The organism is Streptomyces sp. NPDC029292 (assembly GCF_055569295.1).
Window position 1 is genome coordinate 46422 of sequence record NZ_JBVHXR010000033.1, and the last position, 16528, is coordinate 62949.

Annotated in this window: 16 protein-coding genes; 6 read left to right on the plus strand and 10 right to left on the minus strand. The window is 71.4% G+C overall.

Translation table 11 applies throughout. The features are described 5' to 3' along the window. Positions 1 to 135: 135 nt before the first annotated feature. The 4 genes from ACZ4WS_RS43890 (at position 136) to ACZ4WS_RS43905 (ending at position 3347) form a co-directional block, all read left to right on the plus strand. Positions 136 to 1872, plus strand: a complete 1737-nt coding sequence (locus ACZ4WS_RS43890; RefSeq protein WP_467989232.1) for an FAD-dependent monooxygenase — start codon at positions 136 to 138, stop codon at positions 1870 to 1872. A gap of 408 nt (positions 1873 to 2280) precedes the next feature. Next, positions 2281 to 2352, plus strand: coding sequence for a putative leader peptide (locus ACZ4WS_RS43895; RefSeq protein ID WP_467989282.1), 72 nt, complete (start codon positions 2281 to 2283; stop codon positions 2350 to 2352). A gap of 75 nt (positions 2353 to 2427) precedes the next feature. Then, positions 2428 to 2955, plus strand: coding sequence for a cupin domain-containing protein (locus ACZ4WS_RS43900; RefSeq protein WP_467989234.1), 528 nt, complete (start codon positions 2428 to 2430; stop codon positions 2953 to 2955). After that, positions 2952 to 3347 carry a rhodanese-like domain-containing protein gene (locus ACZ4WS_RS43905; protein ID WP_467989236.1) on the plus strand — a complete coding sequence of 132 codons (396 nt, stop codon included), beginning with the start codon at positions 2952 to 2954 and terminating at the stop codon, positions 3345 to 3347. Before ACZ4WS_RS43900 ends, ACZ4WS_RS43905 begins: the two co-directional genes overlap by 4 nt. Positions 3348 to 3428: 81 nt before the next feature. On the opposite strand, the gene ACZ4WS_RS43910 is transcribed toward ACZ4WS_RS43905, so the two are convergent. The 4 genes from ACZ4WS_RS43910 to recA all read right to left on the minus strand — a co-directional run bounded on the left by ACZ4WS_RS43910 (position 3429) and on the right by recA (position 9363). After that, positions 3429 to 5963, minus strand: a complete 2535-nt coding sequence (locus ACZ4WS_RS43910; protein ID WP_467989238.1) for an ABC transporter permease — start codon at positions 5961 to 5963, stop codon at positions 3429 to 3431. Then, entirely contained in the window at positions 5960 to 6661 is a 702-nt protein-coding gene (locus ACZ4WS_RS43915) for a helix-turn-helix domain-containing protein (protein ID WP_467989239.1), read from the minus strand. Before ACZ4WS_RS43915 ends, ACZ4WS_RS43910 begins: the two co-directional genes overlap by 4 nt. 671 nt (positions 6662 to 7332) lie before the next feature. Then, positions 7333 to 8235, minus strand: coding sequence for a recombination regulator RecX (gene recX, locus ACZ4WS_RS43920; RefSeq protein ID WP_467989241.1), 903 nt, complete (start codon positions 8233 to 8235; stop codon positions 7333 to 7335). 3 nt (positions 8236 to 8238) lie between these two features. Beyond that, positions 8239 to 9363: a recombinase RecA gene (recA, locus tag ACZ4WS_RS43925; protein ID WP_467989243.1), complete on the minus strand. Its 1125-nt coding sequence runs from the start codon at positions 9361 to 9363 to the stop codon at positions 8239 to 8241. A gap of 346 nt (positions 9364 to 9709) precedes the next feature. Between recA and ACZ4WS_RS43930 the strand changes: the two genes are divergently transcribed. Continuing rightward, a complete protein-coding gene (locus ACZ4WS_RS43930; protein WP_467989244.1) occupies positions 9710 to 10489 on the plus strand; it encodes a hypothetical protein in 780 nt (259 codons plus the stop codon). Positions 10490 to 10510: 21 nt separating this feature from the next. Here the strand turns inward: ACZ4WS_RS43930 and ACZ4WS_RS43935 are convergent, their stop codons facing one another. Both ACZ4WS_RS43935 and ACZ4WS_RS43940 read right to left on the minus strand, forming a co-directional pair. Next, positions 10511 to 11725 (minus strand): AI-2E family transporter, encoded by a 1215-nt coding sequence (locus tag ACZ4WS_RS43935; protein WP_467989246.1) that lies wholly within the window; start codon positions 11723 to 11725, stop codon positions 10511 to 10513. Between the two features lie 60 nt (positions 11726 to 11785). Next, on the minus strand, positions 11786 to 11980 hold the full coding sequence (locus ACZ4WS_RS43940) for a DUF3046 domain-containing protein (protein WP_467989247.1): 195 nt from the start codon (positions 11978 to 11980) through the stop codon (positions 11786 to 11788). An 80-nt stretch (positions 11981 to 12060) separates the two neighbouring features. On the opposite strand from ACZ4WS_RS43940, the gene ACZ4WS_RS43945 reads away from it, so the two are divergent. Further along, positions 12061 to 13014 carry a hypothetical protein gene (locus ACZ4WS_RS43945; protein WP_467989249.1) on the plus strand — a complete coding sequence of 318 codons (954 nt, stop codon included), beginning with the start codon at positions 12061 to 12063 and terminating at the stop codon, positions 13012 to 13014. On the opposite strand, the gene ACZ4WS_RS43950 is transcribed toward ACZ4WS_RS43945, so the two are convergent. The 4 genes from ACZ4WS_RS43950 to ACZ4WS_RS43965 form a co-directional block, all read right to left on the minus strand. Beyond that, positions 12985 to 14187, minus strand: coding sequence for a PucR family transcriptional regulator (locus tag ACZ4WS_RS43950; protein ID WP_467989251.1), 1203 nt, complete (start codon positions 14185 to 14187; stop codon positions 12985 to 12987). The two genes, ACZ4WS_RS43945 and ACZ4WS_RS43950, sit on opposite strands and share 30 nt — an antisense overlap. Before the next feature lie 153 nt (positions 14188 to 14340). Further along, a complete protein-coding gene (locus tag ACZ4WS_RS43955; protein ID WP_467989253.1) occupies positions 14341 to 14649 on the minus strand; it encodes an AzlD domain-containing protein in 309 nt (102 codons plus the stop codon). Next, entirely contained in the window at positions 14646 to 15365 is a 720-nt protein-coding gene (locus ACZ4WS_RS43960) for an AzlC family ABC transporter permease (protein ID WP_467989284.1), read from the minus strand. The genes ACZ4WS_RS43955 and ACZ4WS_RS43960 overlap by 4 nt, the downstream gene beginning before the upstream one ends. Beyond that, entirely contained in the window at positions 15266 to 16255 is a 990-nt protein-coding gene (locus tag ACZ4WS_RS43965; protein WP_467989254.1) for an AraC family transcriptional regulator, read from the minus strand. Before ACZ4WS_RS43965 ends, ACZ4WS_RS43960 begins: the two co-directional genes overlap by 100 nt. Positions 16256 to 16528: the final 273 nt, after the last annotated feature.

Genomic DNA, 16528 nt, shown 5'->3' on the forward strand with positions numbered 1-16528 from the left:
TGATCGCCACTGCCTCCGTCACTTGACGCAAGCACCGGCAATGGGTTGCATACGTTCTGTGATCGTGCACCCCGCTCCAACTGCCTGTTCCCGTACGTCCCTCAGGACACCGCTCCAGGCAGGGGGCACCGCGCCGTGGACCCGGTGATCATCGTCGGAGCGGGGCCCGTGGGGCTCACGCTCGCCCTCGCGCTCGCCCGCCAGGAGGTCCCTTCCGTGGTCCTCGACGAGGGCCCGGGCAAGGACGAACAGCGGCCCGCGCGGACGGTGGTGCTGCGCGAGGACACGGCCGCGCTCATCGAACGGCTGACGGGTTTTCCCCTCTCCGGGGCGGGTTTCCGTTGGGCCGGATGGCGGTCGATGCGGCGCAAGCAGGTGATGCGCGAGATCACGTTCGGCGCGGGGGTACCCGACAGGTCCGATGGATCCGATGGCGGCGCGCGGGGCGCGGGGCGCGGCGTGCACGGCTCACAGGACGGCGCTCGGCGCTCCGCGGGCAACGGCGCACAGGATTCCGAAGGCGCCGAGGTACGCGCCCCTCTGCACATCGCCCAGCACGTCCTGACCACCGCCCTGCGCGAGGCCATCGCCCATGAGCGGCTGATCAAGGTCGCCGTCGACAGCCGCCTCGACTCCGTCGAGCAGGAGACGTCGGGCGTCACCGCGCACACGCGGGGCCCCAAGGGCACCTGGTGGCGGGGCAGTTATCTGGTCGGCTGCGACGGACCGCGCTCGACGGTGCGCAAGCTCCAGGACATCCGCTTCCCCGGACGTACGGCCGTCGAGCGGCACGCCGTAGCGGCGCTGCGTACGGAACTTCCGTGGCCCGGCGAGGCGTTGTTGCATCGGACGCCGCCGTGGCGGACGTCGGGCCCCTCGGCCGGGGAGGTGACCGCGCGCCCCCTCGCCGACGACACGTGGCGCCTGGACTGGCTGCTGCCTCCGGGCAAGGACCTGGTCACGCCCGACCTGCTGGTGGCGCGCGTCCGGGAGACCCTCGCGGGCTGGAGCGGGGGCTCCACACCCGCGTACGAACTGCTCGACACCGGAGTGCACACCGTCCACCACCGCCTCGCCCGCCGCTGGCGGTCGGGCCGGGTATTCCTCGCCGGGGACGCCGCGCATCTGCTCGGCGCCCTCGGCACGCAGGGCCTGGACGAGGGCCTGCGGGACGCCGACAACCTCGCCTGGAAGCTGGCGCTGGCCTGGCACCACGGTCCGCACGAGAGGCTGCTGGACAGCTACCAGGCGGAGCGGCGCGCCGTCGTCGCCGCCCGGCTGCGCGCCGCCGACCAGGCGCTGCCGCTGCTGCGCGGTGGCGGAGGGCTGCGCGCGTACGTCCCCGGGTCGGCCCGTGGCCACGATGCACTGCTCACCGACGGTCACCTGGGGCGCGGCCCGCTGGGCGCGCCGGGAGCGTACGCCGATTCGCCGCTGGCGCCTCCACGCGCCGAGTCGGAGACTCCTGTCGACACGGCCCCCGGGGCGCCGGTCGTCGATGTACGGGTGACCGCGGAGGACGGCTCGTTCGTACACCTGCGGGAGCGGCTCGGGCGCGGAGTGCTGCTCGTGGTGCTGATCGCTCCGGGTACGGGCGTGTGGGAGCGGAAGCACTGGGTGACGGCCGGGATCATGCCCCGGCTCGCGGCCGCCGTGACCGCGCTGCCGCACCCGGCCGAGCTCCTGGTCGCCGAGAGCTACCCGGGCGCCGCCGCGCACACCGTCCTCCTCGTCCGCCCCGACGGCCACCTGGTCACCGCGCTCGGCGGGGTGCGCCCGGCCGATCTCTACGAGGCGGCCGAGGCAACGCTGGGCGGACCGACGAAGGCAGAGGCCGTGGCAGCGGCCGAGGCCGCGGCGACTACGGGCTGAGCTGGTGATGCCGCGCCCGGAGCGTCGGGCGGGGCATCACACAGCTCGGGCCGCCAGGCGCGGGACACCCGGCAAGGACCGTCGGGCGCGGACCACCAGGCACGGAACCGGGCACGGACCTTCCGAGACTGCGGTGACCGAGCGGAGGCCCGTCCCCTTGGGCCGTCGGATCCCGCCGTCCCCCCTTCCACCGCCTGCGACCTGGACCGCCAGAGCTCGGCGTGGCCGCCCTCATCGCCGCGTCCTGAGCCGGCCGAGGCCGCCCTCGACCACTCTGACCACCTGCGGCTCGGCCGACCCGAGCCCGGGGCTCGGCCGCACTCACGGTCACCGTGTGGTCCACATAGTGACAGTGAGTTGACCGGCCTGCACCGCCATGGTGTACTCCGGATCGTGACCGACACCTGCGTGCACCTGTGGCGGAGGGTCCATATGGACCTCATCCGCTATGCGGGCTGCGTGTGTCGTTCGTCCTGCTGAATTCGCTCCCCCTTGCCCCCCGCGCGCCCCTGTGTGCCGCTGCGCGCTCCCACGCGAACCCTCAGGACGGTACGAGTGTCTGTGTCCCCTTCTGTCTCCGCACCACCACAAGCTCCCTCCCAGGCCGACCTGCTCGACTTCGTACGCCGTACGGCCGCCGACGCCGAGCTGATCGCCTCCCTCCCGCTCGACCCCGAGGGCCGTACATGGGTGCGCCTCGAAGGCCCGGGGGGCAGCGAGGCCTGGCTCATCGGCTGGCCACCCGGCACCGGAACGGGCTGGCACGACCACGCCGAATCGGTCGGCGCCTTCGTCACCGCGTCAGGCGAACTCAAGGAGAACTCCCTCACCGCCCGGCTGCCCGCCGACGGCTGGAAGACCCTGGAACTCACCGAAGATATCGACCGGGAACGGGCGTTGCCGGCGGGCAAGGGCCGCTCCTTCGGCCTCCACCACGTGCACGAGGTGCTGAACGAGTCCACCGCGGAGCACGCGATTTCGGTCCACGCCTACTACCCGCCCCTGCCGCGGATCCGCCGCTACAGCCGTACAGGGCAGGTACTGCGTCTGGAGCACGTCGAGCGTCCGGAGGACTGGCAGTGAGCACCCAAAGCCCTGTGGGCATCGATGAGTTGCTGGAGCAGGTCCGCGAGGGCCTGGACCGCGTGGAGGCCAAGGAGGCGTACGAAGCCGCGCGGGCGGGCGAGGCGCTCCTGGTTGACACCCGGTACGCCGCCCTGCGCGAGCGCGACGGGCTGATCCCCGGCGCCCTTGTCGTCGAGCGCAACGAACTGGAGTGGCGGCTCGACCCTCAGGGCAGCCACCGCGCCCCCGAGGCCACAAGCCACGATCTGCGGGTCGTGGTGTTCTGCAACGAGGGCTACGCGTCGAGCCTCGCGGCCGTGTCCTTGCGGCAGTTGGGACTGCACCGGGCGACCGACCTGGTCGGAGGGTTCCAGGCATGGAAGGCGGCCGGGTATCCGGTGACCGCCTAGGTCGTAAAGAGGGTTCTTCAAGTCGTACGTTGATGTGGGCGCCCCTCGATGTAAGGGGCGCCCACCTTTGCGTACTGCCCCTTACTCCTTGGCCGTGGCCACGGTGACGGGGCGGACCTTCAACGCCACCCGGCCCGGCAGTGAGGTGGCGACGAGCGCGAGCAGTCCGGCGACCGCTACGACCGCTACGTACACCAGGGGCGTGACCGCCGGAGCCGCGCTGCCGGTCATGCCGACGCTGAAGGCCGTCAGGACCGCGAGCGCGATACCGCTGCCGAGCGCGGTGGCGAGCAGCAGAACGGACAGCGCCTCGGTGCGCAGCATCCGCAACACCTGGCGGCGGGTCGCCCCGGCGAGGCGAAGCATCGCGAACTCACGGACGCGCTCGGAGACCGACATGGCGAGCGTGTTGACGACGGCAATGGCGGTGAAGGCCAGGACCAGTCCCATGGCGAGGTAGTTGACCTCCGCGTTCGCCTGCTGACGCGCGGCCTGGATCGAGTCCACGGCCTCCGGTGCGAGGACATGGACGCTCGGGAACTTACGGAGCGTAGTCACGAGTTGTGTCTGTGTACGGGTGGTGGTGACGAGGACGGAGGTCGCGAGCGGGTTGTCCACGTGGTGGGCGACCAGGTCATGGGCGAAGGTGAGGTCACCGAAGCCGAGGCCCTTGGCGTAGACGGCGGCGACGGTGAGCTTGGCGGGCGTGCCGTCACCGAGGGTGAGCTTCAGGGTGCTGCCGGGCTCCAAGTAGAGCTGGTCGGCGGCGAGTTCGCTGACGGCGACGGTGTCGTTGGTCAGGTCGTTCAGCGAGCCCGCGGTGACGTCCGGGTCCCAGGTGCGGGTGAGGCCCTCGGGCGTGACGCCCTGGGCCGCGTACTTGTCGAGGCCCACGCGGACGGTCGTTCGGACCACTTCCGTGGCGGTGTCGTGGTGCGTACGCAGCTGCTGCGCGGCCTCGGCCGGGACGCCTGGGCCCTGGGCTGCGAGCACCCAGTCGGCGCGGATGCCCTCGCGGGCCTGGGCGCGGGCGGCGTCGCCGAAGGTCGGCTGGACGAAGAGAACCGTGCAGGTCATGCCGATGAGGAGGGTGAGGGGAGTGACGACGGAGGCCATGCGGGCCGCGTTGCCGCGGAGGTTGGCGCGCGCGAGACGGCCGCCGGGACCGGTCAGCCGCAGCGGGCCCGCGAGGACCGCCGCGGCGGCCCTGACCAGCAGGGGGCCGAGCAGTGCCACGGCGGATGCGAGGACCACGACGGCCAGGAAGGTCACGGGCGTTGAGGCGGGCTCGGTGCGCAGGACACTGAGCACGGCGACGAGGACGGTCCCGCCGGCGAGCAGCGCGAGACCGGCGAGGATGCGCCCCCATGCGGGGCGGCTGGACTCGACCCGGGCTTCGGCGAGCGCCTCGGCCGGTCGGATCCGTGCGATACGGCGGGACGAGATACGGGCGGCGGTCCAGGCGCCGAAGAGTGTCGCGGCGACGGCGGCGAACAGCGGGAAGACGCTGACGGTGTGCTGAAGCGTGGCCGGGACCGCGCCCATGGCGACGAACCGACCGTGCAGCCAACTACCCAACGGCAGCCCGGCGAGTGCGCCCGTCGTACCGGCGGCCGCCCCGACGATCAGGGCCTCACGGCCCAGGAGCGTGCGGATCTGGCCGGGTGTGGCGGCGATGGCACGCAGCAGGGCGAGTTCGCGGTGCCGCTGCTGCACGGAGAGCGCGAACGTGCCGACGACCACCAGTACGGCCACGAGCAGCGAGGTGCCGCCCATCGCGCCGCCCATGCTGACCAGCTTCGTACGGGCGGCGGCCGCGTCCAGGAACTCGACCGGGCCGCGGTCGTCCCCCGCGCTGACCTGCGCGGTGGTGCCGTGCATCGCCTTGGTGACGGCCTGTTCGAGGGTGCTGACGTCCGTGCCCTTGGTGGGCAGCACACCGAAGGCGGTGACCTGGCCGGGATGTGCGGCCAGGCGCCGCGCCTCGGCGGTGGAGAAGAAGAGGGAGGTCTGGTGGCGTACGGCCTCGGCGGTCGCGGCGATTCCGGTGATGCGGTAGGTGCGCGGGGACCGGGTCGACTGGACGGTGAGGCGGTCGCCCGGCACGAGGTGGGCGCGCTCGGCGAAGTGACGGTCGACGACGAGGTCGCTGTCGGCCTTGGGCGCGGTGCCTGTGGTGAGCCTGTAGGGGGTCAGCGCGGCGGAGTCCCAGGCGTGGCCGTAGGCGGGCCGGTTCTTCTCGACGGCCCCGTCGGGCGTCAACGGCTCGGCAAGGAAGGTCAGTTCGGGGACGACTCGGTCCACGCCCGGGACTCGGCGGAGCCGCGCGGCGAGGTCGTCCGGCAGCCAGGCCCGTTCGGCGATCGGCTTGGCCTTGTGTTTGACCTTCGTCTTTCCCTTCTTGTGCTTGACCGTGGTCTGGTGGACGTTCTGGTCGGCGGAGACCACGACGGGAGTCCCGGCATAGCGTTCGGTGGCGATCGTGCCGCGCAAGCCCGTTTCGAGGAGGGTGCCGCAGGCGGTGATGAGGGCGGCCGCGCACATCAGGGCGAGGAAGGCGCCGAGGAACCCGCCTTTGCGGGCTCGGACGGTCTGCAGGGCGTAGCGCAGCATCATGACGGTTCGCTCTCTTCCCTGTTGTGGTTTCTGTTGTGGTTTATGTCGTGGTCTCTGCCGTGGAGTGCCGGGGGGCTCTCGTGTGCGGCTTCAGGTGCCGGAAAGGCGAGGAAGCGGGTGAGGACGGTGCGCGCGCCGGGCGGGGTGTCGGCTTCCGGGCGCTTGTAGTGGTTGAGGAGCGCGATGTACTCCTCAAAGAACGCGCGGAGTTCGGGGAGCGTCAGCCGGATGCTGCCGCGCGAGTAGGGGAAGGCGTCGGCCCAGGGGTCGTCGTCGCCCGCCTGCTCTTGGAGCTGCATCTGCTCGAAGAGTTCGAGGTCGGCGGCGTACGCGTGGTGGTTCAACTCGTCCATGACGAGCCGCGTCTCGGGGCTCTGGCGGCTGCGCGGCGGGAAGCGGCGGTCACCGGGGACGGCCCGCCACCATCGCTCTCGGCCATGGCCGGCCGGCTCGTCCGGTTCCTCCACGAAGCCGTACCGCGCCAGTTCGCGCAGGTGGTAGCTGGTGGCTCCCGTGTTGAGCCCGAGCGCCCGGGCGAGCGTTGCCGACGTGGCGGGGCCGTGCACGGTGAGGTGCTGGAGCATGCGCTGCCGACGGGGTTGCGCAAGGGCCTTGAGCGTGGCGAGGTCGGAGAGCTCGGTGGGGAGGTGCGGCGTCTCCGGGGGTCCTTTCGCTGTCGCGCCGGGTTCCTGTGCCATGCATACACAGTCGTCTGTGCACAGGTGTCTGTGCAGTGCGGCGGCCCGGCGTCTTCAGCCGGGGGTTAACCCCACCTCGGTCGCCGGGAGTTGAGCGGCTCTATCCCTGCGAGCTCCATGGATCCGGACACGCGTCAGGGCCCCGAACGCGATCCACGCCCCCGCGCGTCTACCGTGTTCAGGGCCCGCGATCGAGCCTCGGTGCCTCTGCGCGGTCTCGGCGCCGTCTCTGCGAACCGAGACGGGGCTCGCCACCGTCTCTGCGTCGTCCCTGTGCCGTCTCTGTGCCCCGAAACGGGACTCGCCGTGGCCCGGGTCGCCTGGCATTCCAGGGCAACCGGATCGGGACTGCTCGGCGATACGGGCACCTCGGTGCTCTCACCCCGCCGGTTCGGGGCACCCTGGCGGTCTGATGGCCGAGTAGTTCGGGGCGCTCCCGCCCGCCGGCCGCACAGTCCGAGACGCCCCTGACACTCTGCCCCAGGCACTCCGGCGACTCTGCCCCAGCCGCTCCGGGCACCCTGCGCCAGCGGGTCCTGGTCCCCGGAACCGGACGGCCCCACGGTCCGGGACACCCGGGCAGCCCGCTTCAGGTCCAGGCCCCTCGAGTCTGTCCCAGCGGACCGGTCCACCCTCGCGCTCCTGGCGACAGTCCCCCGGATCCCCTGACGTCAGAACCCCTCGTCCAGCCCCTCCGTGTCCTCGCCCTCTTCCTCCAGTGCTTGGCGAACCACTCGCAGGGCCATGCCCTCCGAATAGCCCTTGCGGGCGAGCATGCCCGCGAGACGCCGCAGCCGCTTGTCGCGGTCAAGGCCGCGCGTGGAGCGCAGCTTGCGGGCGACCAGGTCGCGCGCGGTCGCCTCTTCCTGCTCGGAGTCGAGCTGTCCGACGGCCTCGTCGATCAGCGTCGAGTCCACGCCCTTGGTCCGCAGCTCCTGTGCGAGCGCCCGCCTGGCCAGGCCCCGGCCGTGGTGCCGTGACTCCACCCAGGCATCCGCGAAGGCGCTGTCGTTGATCAGGCCGACCTCCTCGAACCGTGACAGCACCTCGTCCGCCACGTCCTCGGGGATCTCGCGCTTGCGCAGCGCGTCCGCGAGCTGTTTCCGCGTGCGCGGGGTCCCGGTGAGCAGGCGCAGACAGATCGCCCGCGCCCGCTCAGCCGGGTCCCCTGGGGGCTCCCCCTTCTCGGCCCTCGACGAGGAAGGGTCACCTCCGTCCTGTGGGTCGCCGGACGGCTCACCGAAACCGCCACGTCTCCGGCGCCCTCGTCCACCGCGCGGCCCTCCGTCGCCACGTCGACCACCGCCACGGCGCGAGCCGCCGCCCGGCGAACCGTGACCGCCCGGCAGGCCGTCACCGCGCCGCGAGCCGCCGTCCGGCGATCCCTCGCCGGACGGATCGCCGTCGTGGAGTCCGTCGGCGCCGTACGCCCCGTCGGCGCTATACGGCGCCTCGCCGCCGTACGTCCTGTCACCGTGTCCGGCCGAGCCGCCATGGCCCCCGTCGTACCGCTGCCCTGGCCCCTCCGGGGCGACAGGGTAGGCGTACTCGGCCCAGTCGGTTCGTCGCGTCATGGACTAGCTCTTGGCTGCCGCGGCCTTGGACTTGGCGGCCTTGGCCGCCGGAGCGGGCACCGTCTTCGCGGCGTCGCCCGGGGCGGTCGAGACCGCCGCGTCCGCGCCCGGCTCGGCGGTGGGCTCCACGGGCTTCACGCCGACGCCCAGCTTCTCCTTGATCTTCTTCTCGATCTCGTTGGCGAGGTCGGGGTTGTCCTTCAGGAAGTTGCGCGCGTTCTCCTTGCCCTGGCCGAGCTGGTCGCCCTCGTACGTGTACCAGGCGCCGGCCTTGCGGACGAAGCCGTGCTCCACGCCCATGTCGATCAGGCCGCCCTCACGGCTGATGCCCTGCCCGTAGAGGATGTCGAACTCGGCCTGCTTGAAGGGCGGCGCGACCTTGTTCTTGACGACCTTGACGCGCGTGCGGTTGCCGACCGCGTCGGTGCCGTCCTTCAGCGTCTCGATGCGACGGATGTCGAGTCGCACCGAGGCGTAGAACTTCAGCGCCCGGCCACCCGTCGTGGTCTCCGGGGAGCCGAACATCACGCCGATCTTCTCGCGGAGCTGGTTGATGAAGATCGCGGTGGTCTGGGACTGGCTCAGCGCGCCGGTGATCTTGCGGAGCGCCTGGCTCATCAGACGGGCCTGCAGACCCACGTGCGAGTCGCCCATCTCGCCCTCGATCTCCGCGCGCGGCACCAGGGCGGCGACGGAGTCGATGACGATGAGGTCGAGCGCGCCGGAGCGGACCAGCATGTCCACGATCTCCAGAGCCTGCTCGCCGTTGTCCGGCTGCGACAGGATCAGGTTGTCGATGTCGACGCCGAGCTTCTTCGCGTACTCGGGGTCGAGGGCGTGCTCGGCGTCCACGAAGGCCACCTGGCCGCCGGCCTTCTGCGCGTTCGCCACCGCGTGCAGGGTCAGGGTCGTCTTACCGGAGGACTCCGGGCCGTACACCTCCACCACTCGGCCGCGCGGCAGGCCGCCGACACCGAGGGCGACGTCGAGCGCGGTCGACCCGGTGGGGATGACCTCGATGGGCTCATTCGGCCGCTCGCCCAGGCGCATCACGGCGCCCTTGCCGAATTGCCGTTCAATCTGCGCGAGCGCGGCGTCGAGCGCCTTCTCGCGGTCGGTTCCTGCCATGGGTTCCACCCGGTTTGCTTGAGTCGATCGCTTCACGTCAAAGACGCTAACGCCTGCCACTGACAATGCGCCCCGACGCCCGTCCGGCCTGTGGATAACTCGGGCACATCTCCATCAAAACCCTGTCGAAATCCCCGTCAAGAGCTCCGCCGGAACCTCCATAAGAATAGATGTTCGATTTTCGTGTCAAGCGCACCACGCGGCATCTCCGAGAGTACGTTCACGGTCTGACAGTGCCCCGGATTCCCATCGACCCGGCTCCGGCCCCGGGCTACTCTCCCGGGCGTACAGCGGGCGCCTTCAGTGGTACGACGACGCCGGGGGGCCTGCTCGCAAGGCTTGCGGCATGGAAACTCCGAGGTCCCGGTCCCTGGCAATCCTGAAGCCCGCACCCCGCCCGGTTGAGCGGCTCTGTTACGCGACGGGCGCCCTGCTCGTGCTCTCGGGATGCGTGCACCTGGTGGTCTTCGCCGTCGACGGCGGCCCCTGGGACGGGCCCGTCTCCTGGCGCAAGCCCGTCACATTCGGGCTCTCCTTCGGGCTGACACTGATCGCGATCACCTGGGTCACGTCGTATCTGCTCATGGGGACGCGCCTGCGCACCGCACTGCTCGTCGTGTTCGCCGCCGACTGTGTCGTGGAGGTCTGCGGGATCACCCTCCAGGCGTGGCGCGGTGTGCCCTCGCATCTCAACATGGAGACCGGCTTCGACTCGGCGGTGTCCATGACGCTGGCGGTGGGCGGCGGAGTTCTCGTGGTGCTGCTCAGCGTCTTCGCGGTCGCCTCGTTCCGGAACCGGCCCACCGGCCCCCTGGGGATGCCGCTCACGCTGCGTTCCGGGTTCGCGATCCTGCTCGTAGCCCTGCTGTCGGGCGCCGCGATGATCGCGCGCGGGGTCGTCCTCACCCGGACCGGCCACCAGGAGGCGGCGTACCACTCGACGGCCCCGCTCAAGCCGCTGCACGGGGTGAGCCTGCACGCCGTGCTGGTGCTGCCCGCGCTGGCCTGGCTGATGTCCCGCACCTCCTGGAGCGACGGGACCAGGCAGCGGGTCGTGTACGCGGCGGTCGGCTGCTACGCGGCGGCCGTCGTGGGCGCCGGCGTGTGGGCGGTACTCACCTGGTGAATCTGAACCTCGTCCGGTGAATCAGCTGGTGAACAGCCGCCGCACGCGCGTGAAGAGGGTGCTCGAGCCCCTTGTCCGGTGCCCGTGCACACGGGGGTCGTCCGTGACGTCGTACCGCTTCACGTACGCCCCCAGGAAGGCCTGCAGTGTCGCGACCGCGGGAATCGCGATCAGGGCGCCGACGGCACCGAGGAGCGCGGTGCCCGCGATGACCGAGCCGAAGGCGACCGCGGGGTGGATGTCCACGGTCTTGGCGGTCAGCTTGGGTTGCAGCACATAGTTCTCGAACTGCTGGTAGATCACGACGAAGATCAGCACCCACAGCGCGTACCAGGGGTTGACCGTGAAGGCGATCAGCATCGGCAGGGCGCCCGCGAGATACGTGCCGATCGTGGGGATGAACTGCGAGACCAGCCCCACCCAGACGGCGAGTACAGGCGCGTAGGGCACGCCCAGGGACTCCAGCAGGATGTAGTGCGCGATGCCCGAGATCAGCGCCATCAGGCCGCGCGAGTACAGATAGCCGCCGGTCTTGTCGACGGCGATCTCCCACGCGCGCAGCACCTCGGCCTGCCGCGCGGGCGGCAGCACGGAGCACAGGGTGCGCCGCAGCCGCGGTCCGTCGGCGGCGAAGTAGAACGAGAACAGCGTGATCGTCAGCAGCTTGAAGAGACCGCCCAGCACCTGTGCGGACACGTCCAGGACACCGGTCGCGCTGTTCTGCACGTACTTCCGCAGCCAGTCGGAGTGGACCAGGCTGTCCTGGACGTCCACCCGTCTCAGGTCGGTGTGGAAGGTCGTATTGATCCAGTTAATGACCGAGTCGAGGTACTCGGGGAAGCCCTCGACCATCTTGACGATCTGGCCCGCGAGCATCGAGCCGAGCAGCGTGATGAATCCCGCGGTCACGATCAGCAGGCCGAAGAAGACGAAGAAGGTGGCCAGCCCCCGGCGTATGCCGTACGAGGCCATCCAGCTCACCGCGGGTTCTATGGCGAGCGCCAGGAAGAACGCGATGAGAATGTTGATCAACAGCCCTATCAGCTGGTGGAACGCCCAACTGCCCAGCTGAAAGACGGCGATGAGCGCCAGCGCGAGCACCATCGCGCGCGGCAACCAGCGCGGCATGCGCGCGCCCTGCCCTGTGGCGTCACCGCCCGGAGGCGGAGTGGGCGGCGTCGTGCCGAATGGTGATGCCTGCTGGTCGACCTGCGCGGTCTCGTCTGTCGGGGCCACGGTGCAAGTCTCGCCCACGCCACCGACAATCGGTGCCCGCCCCCGGATCTTCGTGGTCCGTCAGCGATTTTCGTACGGAACGTTCATGGCCGCGCACACCACGCGCCACACGTCCTTGGCCTCCCAGCCGGCGTTCAGCGCCTCGTGCACGGTACGCCCGCCGAGCTCCGTCATCACATGATCGCGCGCGAAGGTGTCGGCGTACCCCTCACCGAAGTGATCCGCCATCCGCTGCCAGAAGACCGTCAACCGCATGACTCCAGTATCCCGCCCCTGAGGGTGGGCCCTGGCCGGGACCCCTTGTCGAGACCGCTTTCCGTCCTACGGTCTGACGCATGGCCGAAACAGGAGCATCCCCACTCCCCCCGACGCCCCCGGCACACTCCCCGCTCTCGCGCGCCGAGCGCTTCATCTGGCTCACCGCGCGCGTGCTGGAGCAACGCCGCTTCGAGTACCACTTCCTGAACAACGGCGACGGCGGCGCCGACGCGGTGGAGACCGCGCTGGCCGCCTACCGCAACGAGGACGACGGGTACGGTCACGCGCTCGAACCCGATCTGCGCGGCCCGGTCAGCCAGCCGCTGCACACCGGGCACGCGCTGCGCGTCCTCGACTCGATCGGGCGCTGCAGCGGGCAGCGCGTGGAGCGCGTGTGCCGCTACCTGACCTCCGTGTCGACGCCGGACGGCGCGCTGCCGGCGATCCATCCCAGCCAGCGCGGCTATCCGACGGCTCCCTTCGTGCCGATCGTCGACGACCCGCCGAGCGAACTCCTCGCCACCGGGCCCGTGGTGGGCCTGCTGCACCGCAACGAGGTGTGGCACGCCTGGCTGTTCAGGGCCACCGACTTCTGCTGGCAGGCGGTCGAGTCCCTGGAGAAGTCCCATCCGTACGAGATCGAGGCGGCCGTGGCCTTCCTGGACTCCGCGCCCGACCGACCGCGCGCGGAGGCGACCGCCGACCGTCTGGGCCGCCTGGTGCGCGAGAACCGGCTCGCGGCGCTGGACCCGGAGCGCCTCGAGACGTTCCCGGTCGCACCCGGTTACGCGCCGGGCGAGCACCACTTCCCGCACGACTACGCGAAGACGCCGGGCTCACTCGCGCGCGCGTGGTTCACCGACGAGGAGATGACGCGCTCGCTCGATTGCCTGGCCGAGGAACAGGAGAAAGACGGCGGCTGGCCGATCCGCTGGCGTCAGTGGGCGCCGGGCACCGCCCTGGAGTGCCGCCCCATGGTGACGATCGAGGCGCTGCGCACGCTACGGGCGTACGGACGGTCCATCGGCTGACGTGTCCTGGGTGTCCCTGAGGAGCAGTGCCGCGATTGCCAGGGCCGCCCCTCGGGGCGACGACAGGTCGATGCCGGTCTGTTCGCCGATCTTGGCGAGCCGGTTGTCGACGGTGTTCGGGTGCAGCCCCAAGACGGTGGCGGTGGTCCTGCGGTCCTGCTGGTGCGCGAGGTGGGTCCGCAGGGTCTCCAGGAGTTCGGGGCGGTCGGCGACCGGATCGAGCAGAGCGGCGATCTTGTGGCTGCTGGGGTCGGGGCGCGAGAGGTGGAACTCCAAAAGGACGTCCTCCAGGCGGTGCAGCCCCGGCGGCAGCCCGCACGCGCGCGTGACGCGCAGGATCTCCGTCGCGGTGCGGGCCGCCTCCGGGATCTCGGCGGGCCCGGCGGCCGGCACGTGCGCGACCCTGACCGGTGTCCCCAGGGCCTTGCTCAGCCGCTGGGCGAGATCGTCCGGCGGCTCGCACTCCTTGGGTACGACGGCACGGCCCAGGCCGGTGTCCAGGAGCGCCGCCACCTCCGTTCCGAAGGCGTGGTCCAGGACGGCCTGTGTCCGGCGCTGCCGACGTCGCTCGCCCACGGGACCCTCCACGGACGCGCCCAGGTCGAGGGCGAGCACCAGGGCGGGCCCTTCCATCCGGAGCTCGTCCAGGAGTACGTGTCCGGGCTTGAGTACGCCGTCCAGCAGTCCGCGTACCAGGGAGCGGCGCTGCGCGCGGGCGTCGGCCTCCAGGGCGGTGCGCTCGACGACGTATGTCTCGGCCACCGCGCCCACGACCCGGTGGTGCGACTCCAGGAGGAGGTCGACCAGCTCCACGAGGGCGGCCTCCTCGCCGGGCCGCGCCGTCTCGCGCAGCGCCCGCCACAGCATGTACGCGCCCAGCGAGTGCGTGCGCAGCAACAGGTGCAGCGGCATGCCCTCCTCGGCGCGCTGGGCGGCCCGCTCACGGAACAGGCGCAGGTTGTCCGGGGCAAGATGGAGGTCGCCCGCACGACGCAGGAACAGACGGATGCCGTGCCTGGCCGTCGCGGCGATCTCCAGGTCCTTCACGTCGTCCGGGAGCTCCGGATAGCCGGGGAGCGCCTCGAAGGATTCTCGGGCCATGCACCGGGCCAGATCGTTGGCCCTGCGCTCGCAGCGCTGCGCGAGTGCCCTGGCAGCTGCGGAGAGGGGCACGGCGGGCTCCTGCGGGGCGTACGGGCGGCTTGTGACGCGTCACAGTACCCAGGCGATCTGTGCTCCTTCGACCGCGCGGCCCGGCACTGCGGTCGTACTCGGTTTCGGGCCGCACGCGTGCGTGCGGGCCGAAACCGGCCGCGTGTCCGGACGTCAGCCCGTCACGGCCCGTACCCCGGCCGTCACCACCACGGCCGCGGCGACCACGAGCAGGAAGGGGGCACGCAGGATCAGTGCGACGGCGGCCGCGGCGAGTCCCGCGGCCTTCGCGTCCACCACCAGGACGCGCCCGTCGGCGAAGGTCTGCTGGGCCGTGAGGGCCGCGAGGAGGGCGACGGGCAGCAGGGCGGCCAGGCGCTGAACGAGCGGCCGCTCCAGTACCCCGGCGGGGACCAGCAGACCGATGAGTTTGACGGCGTAGCAGCCGACGGCGGTCGCGCCGATGGCGATCCAGATGTTCAACGGTCTTCCCTTGGTGCGTCGTTGGCGGTCTTCACACTGCGGCGCCCCTCTACGTAGAGGAGGGCGGGGGCGGCCAGAGCGGCGACCAGTACGGGGACTCCCGCGGGCAGCACGGGCAGCAGACCGAGTCCCAGAAGGACCGCGATCCCCGCGACCGCCCGCTCCGTGGTGGTCTTCAGCATCGGCGCGAGCAGTGCCAGGAAGACGGCGGGACCGGCGGCGTCCAGCCCCCACGCGTCGGTGTCGCCGATGGCCTCCGCCCCGACGGCGCCGAGCAGGGTGGTGAGGTTCCACAGCACGTAGAGAGTGACCCCAGTGACGGTGAAGCCGATGCGGACGCTGCGGCGGGTGGGCTGGGCGAGCGCCACGGCCGTGGTCTCGTCGATGACCCACTGCGCGGCGAACGGGCGCACCGCGCGCGGGAGGGCCAGCAGTTGCGACAGGCGCAGTCCGTAGAAGGCGTTGCGTACCCCGAGGAAGAAGGCTCCCGCGGCCGCCGTGAGCGGGTTGCCCCCAGCCGCGAGCGCGCCCACGAGCGCGAACTGCGAGGCGCCGGTGAACACCAGGAGGCTGAGCGCGCAAGTCTGCAGCAGCGTGAGCCCGCTGCCGGCCGAGGTCACCCCGAAGGCGAAACCGGAAAGTCCGACGGCGACCCCGACTCCCAGGGCGTCCCGGACGACGGCGGCGTCGGGTTTTCCGCCGTCTTCACTGCGTATGTCTGCGAGAGCTGTCTGTTCTGCCACGTCCCGGACGATAGGAGAAGCCGCCCGTCACGGTCTTGTACGTTCTTGCGCTCGCGCTGGTAGGCGCCTGGGGGCACGCCCACGATCCGGGTGAAGTGCCGATTGAGGTGCGGCTGGTCGGTGAAACCCACAGCGACCGCCACCTCGGCGGGCGCGGAACCGGCGTCCAGGAGATGGCACGCCCGGCGTACCCGGGCATCGGTCAGCCAGGTGTGGGGCGGCATGCCGTACACGTCGCGGAACGCGCGCAACAGCGCGAACGGGCTGGTGCCGAGGTCGGCGGCCAGCAGCTCCAGGGTCGGGGGTTCGGCCATCCGCTCTTCCAACACGGCACGCGCGCGTGCCGCGACGCGGGCGCCGGCGGTGTGCACGGCCCGCTGAGGCAGCGGACCACCGTTCAGGCGCAGCAGCCGGGTCACGGCGACCCGCAGCAGGGTGTCGGCGGCGAGCGCGTTGCCCTCCTCCGCGGCCCGGAGCACCTGGTGGACCAGGCCCGCGGCATACGGGTCGTCGAGTACGGGACCGGTGAATCCGGGGGTACCGCGGATCGTGGTGGTCTCGGCGGCGATCTCGGCCACCAGCTCCGGCGACGGGTAGACCGCTCCGTACCGCCAGCCTTCGGGAACGCCCGCACGGCCGGTGTGCGGGGTGTCCGGGTTGACCAGTGCCAGGGCTCCCGGGCCCGCGTACTGGTCGGCGCCGCCGTGGTGGAAGACCTCGACGCCGTCGGCGATGGCCGCGATCACGAAGTTCTCGTGGGTGTGCCGCACGAAGATCTTTTCGACGTAGCTGGCACGCAGCAGATCGACACCGGGCAGTTCCGCGTACTGCCAGTGCCGTGCCCGCTCCGCCGAAGCCGCCATGTTTTCCATTCTGCGCCAACGGCCGGAGCCGCCTCACGGCCGCGGGCCGTTGACCGGCTGGCAGGGATGGCGAGCCCGCGGCCGGGCTGAGATGCCTCACGCCTCGCGCCTCACGCCCCCGCCACCCGCCATCCGCCAGACGGCCTGCGGCGGTCGGGACGGGGGCAGTCGGGTTGTGAGTTGGGGCGACCGGGACAGGGGGCGGCCGGGGACGGGGACGGGGGGGCGGGGACGGGCGAGGCCGCCGCCCCCGCCGAAGCAGCCCGCGCATCC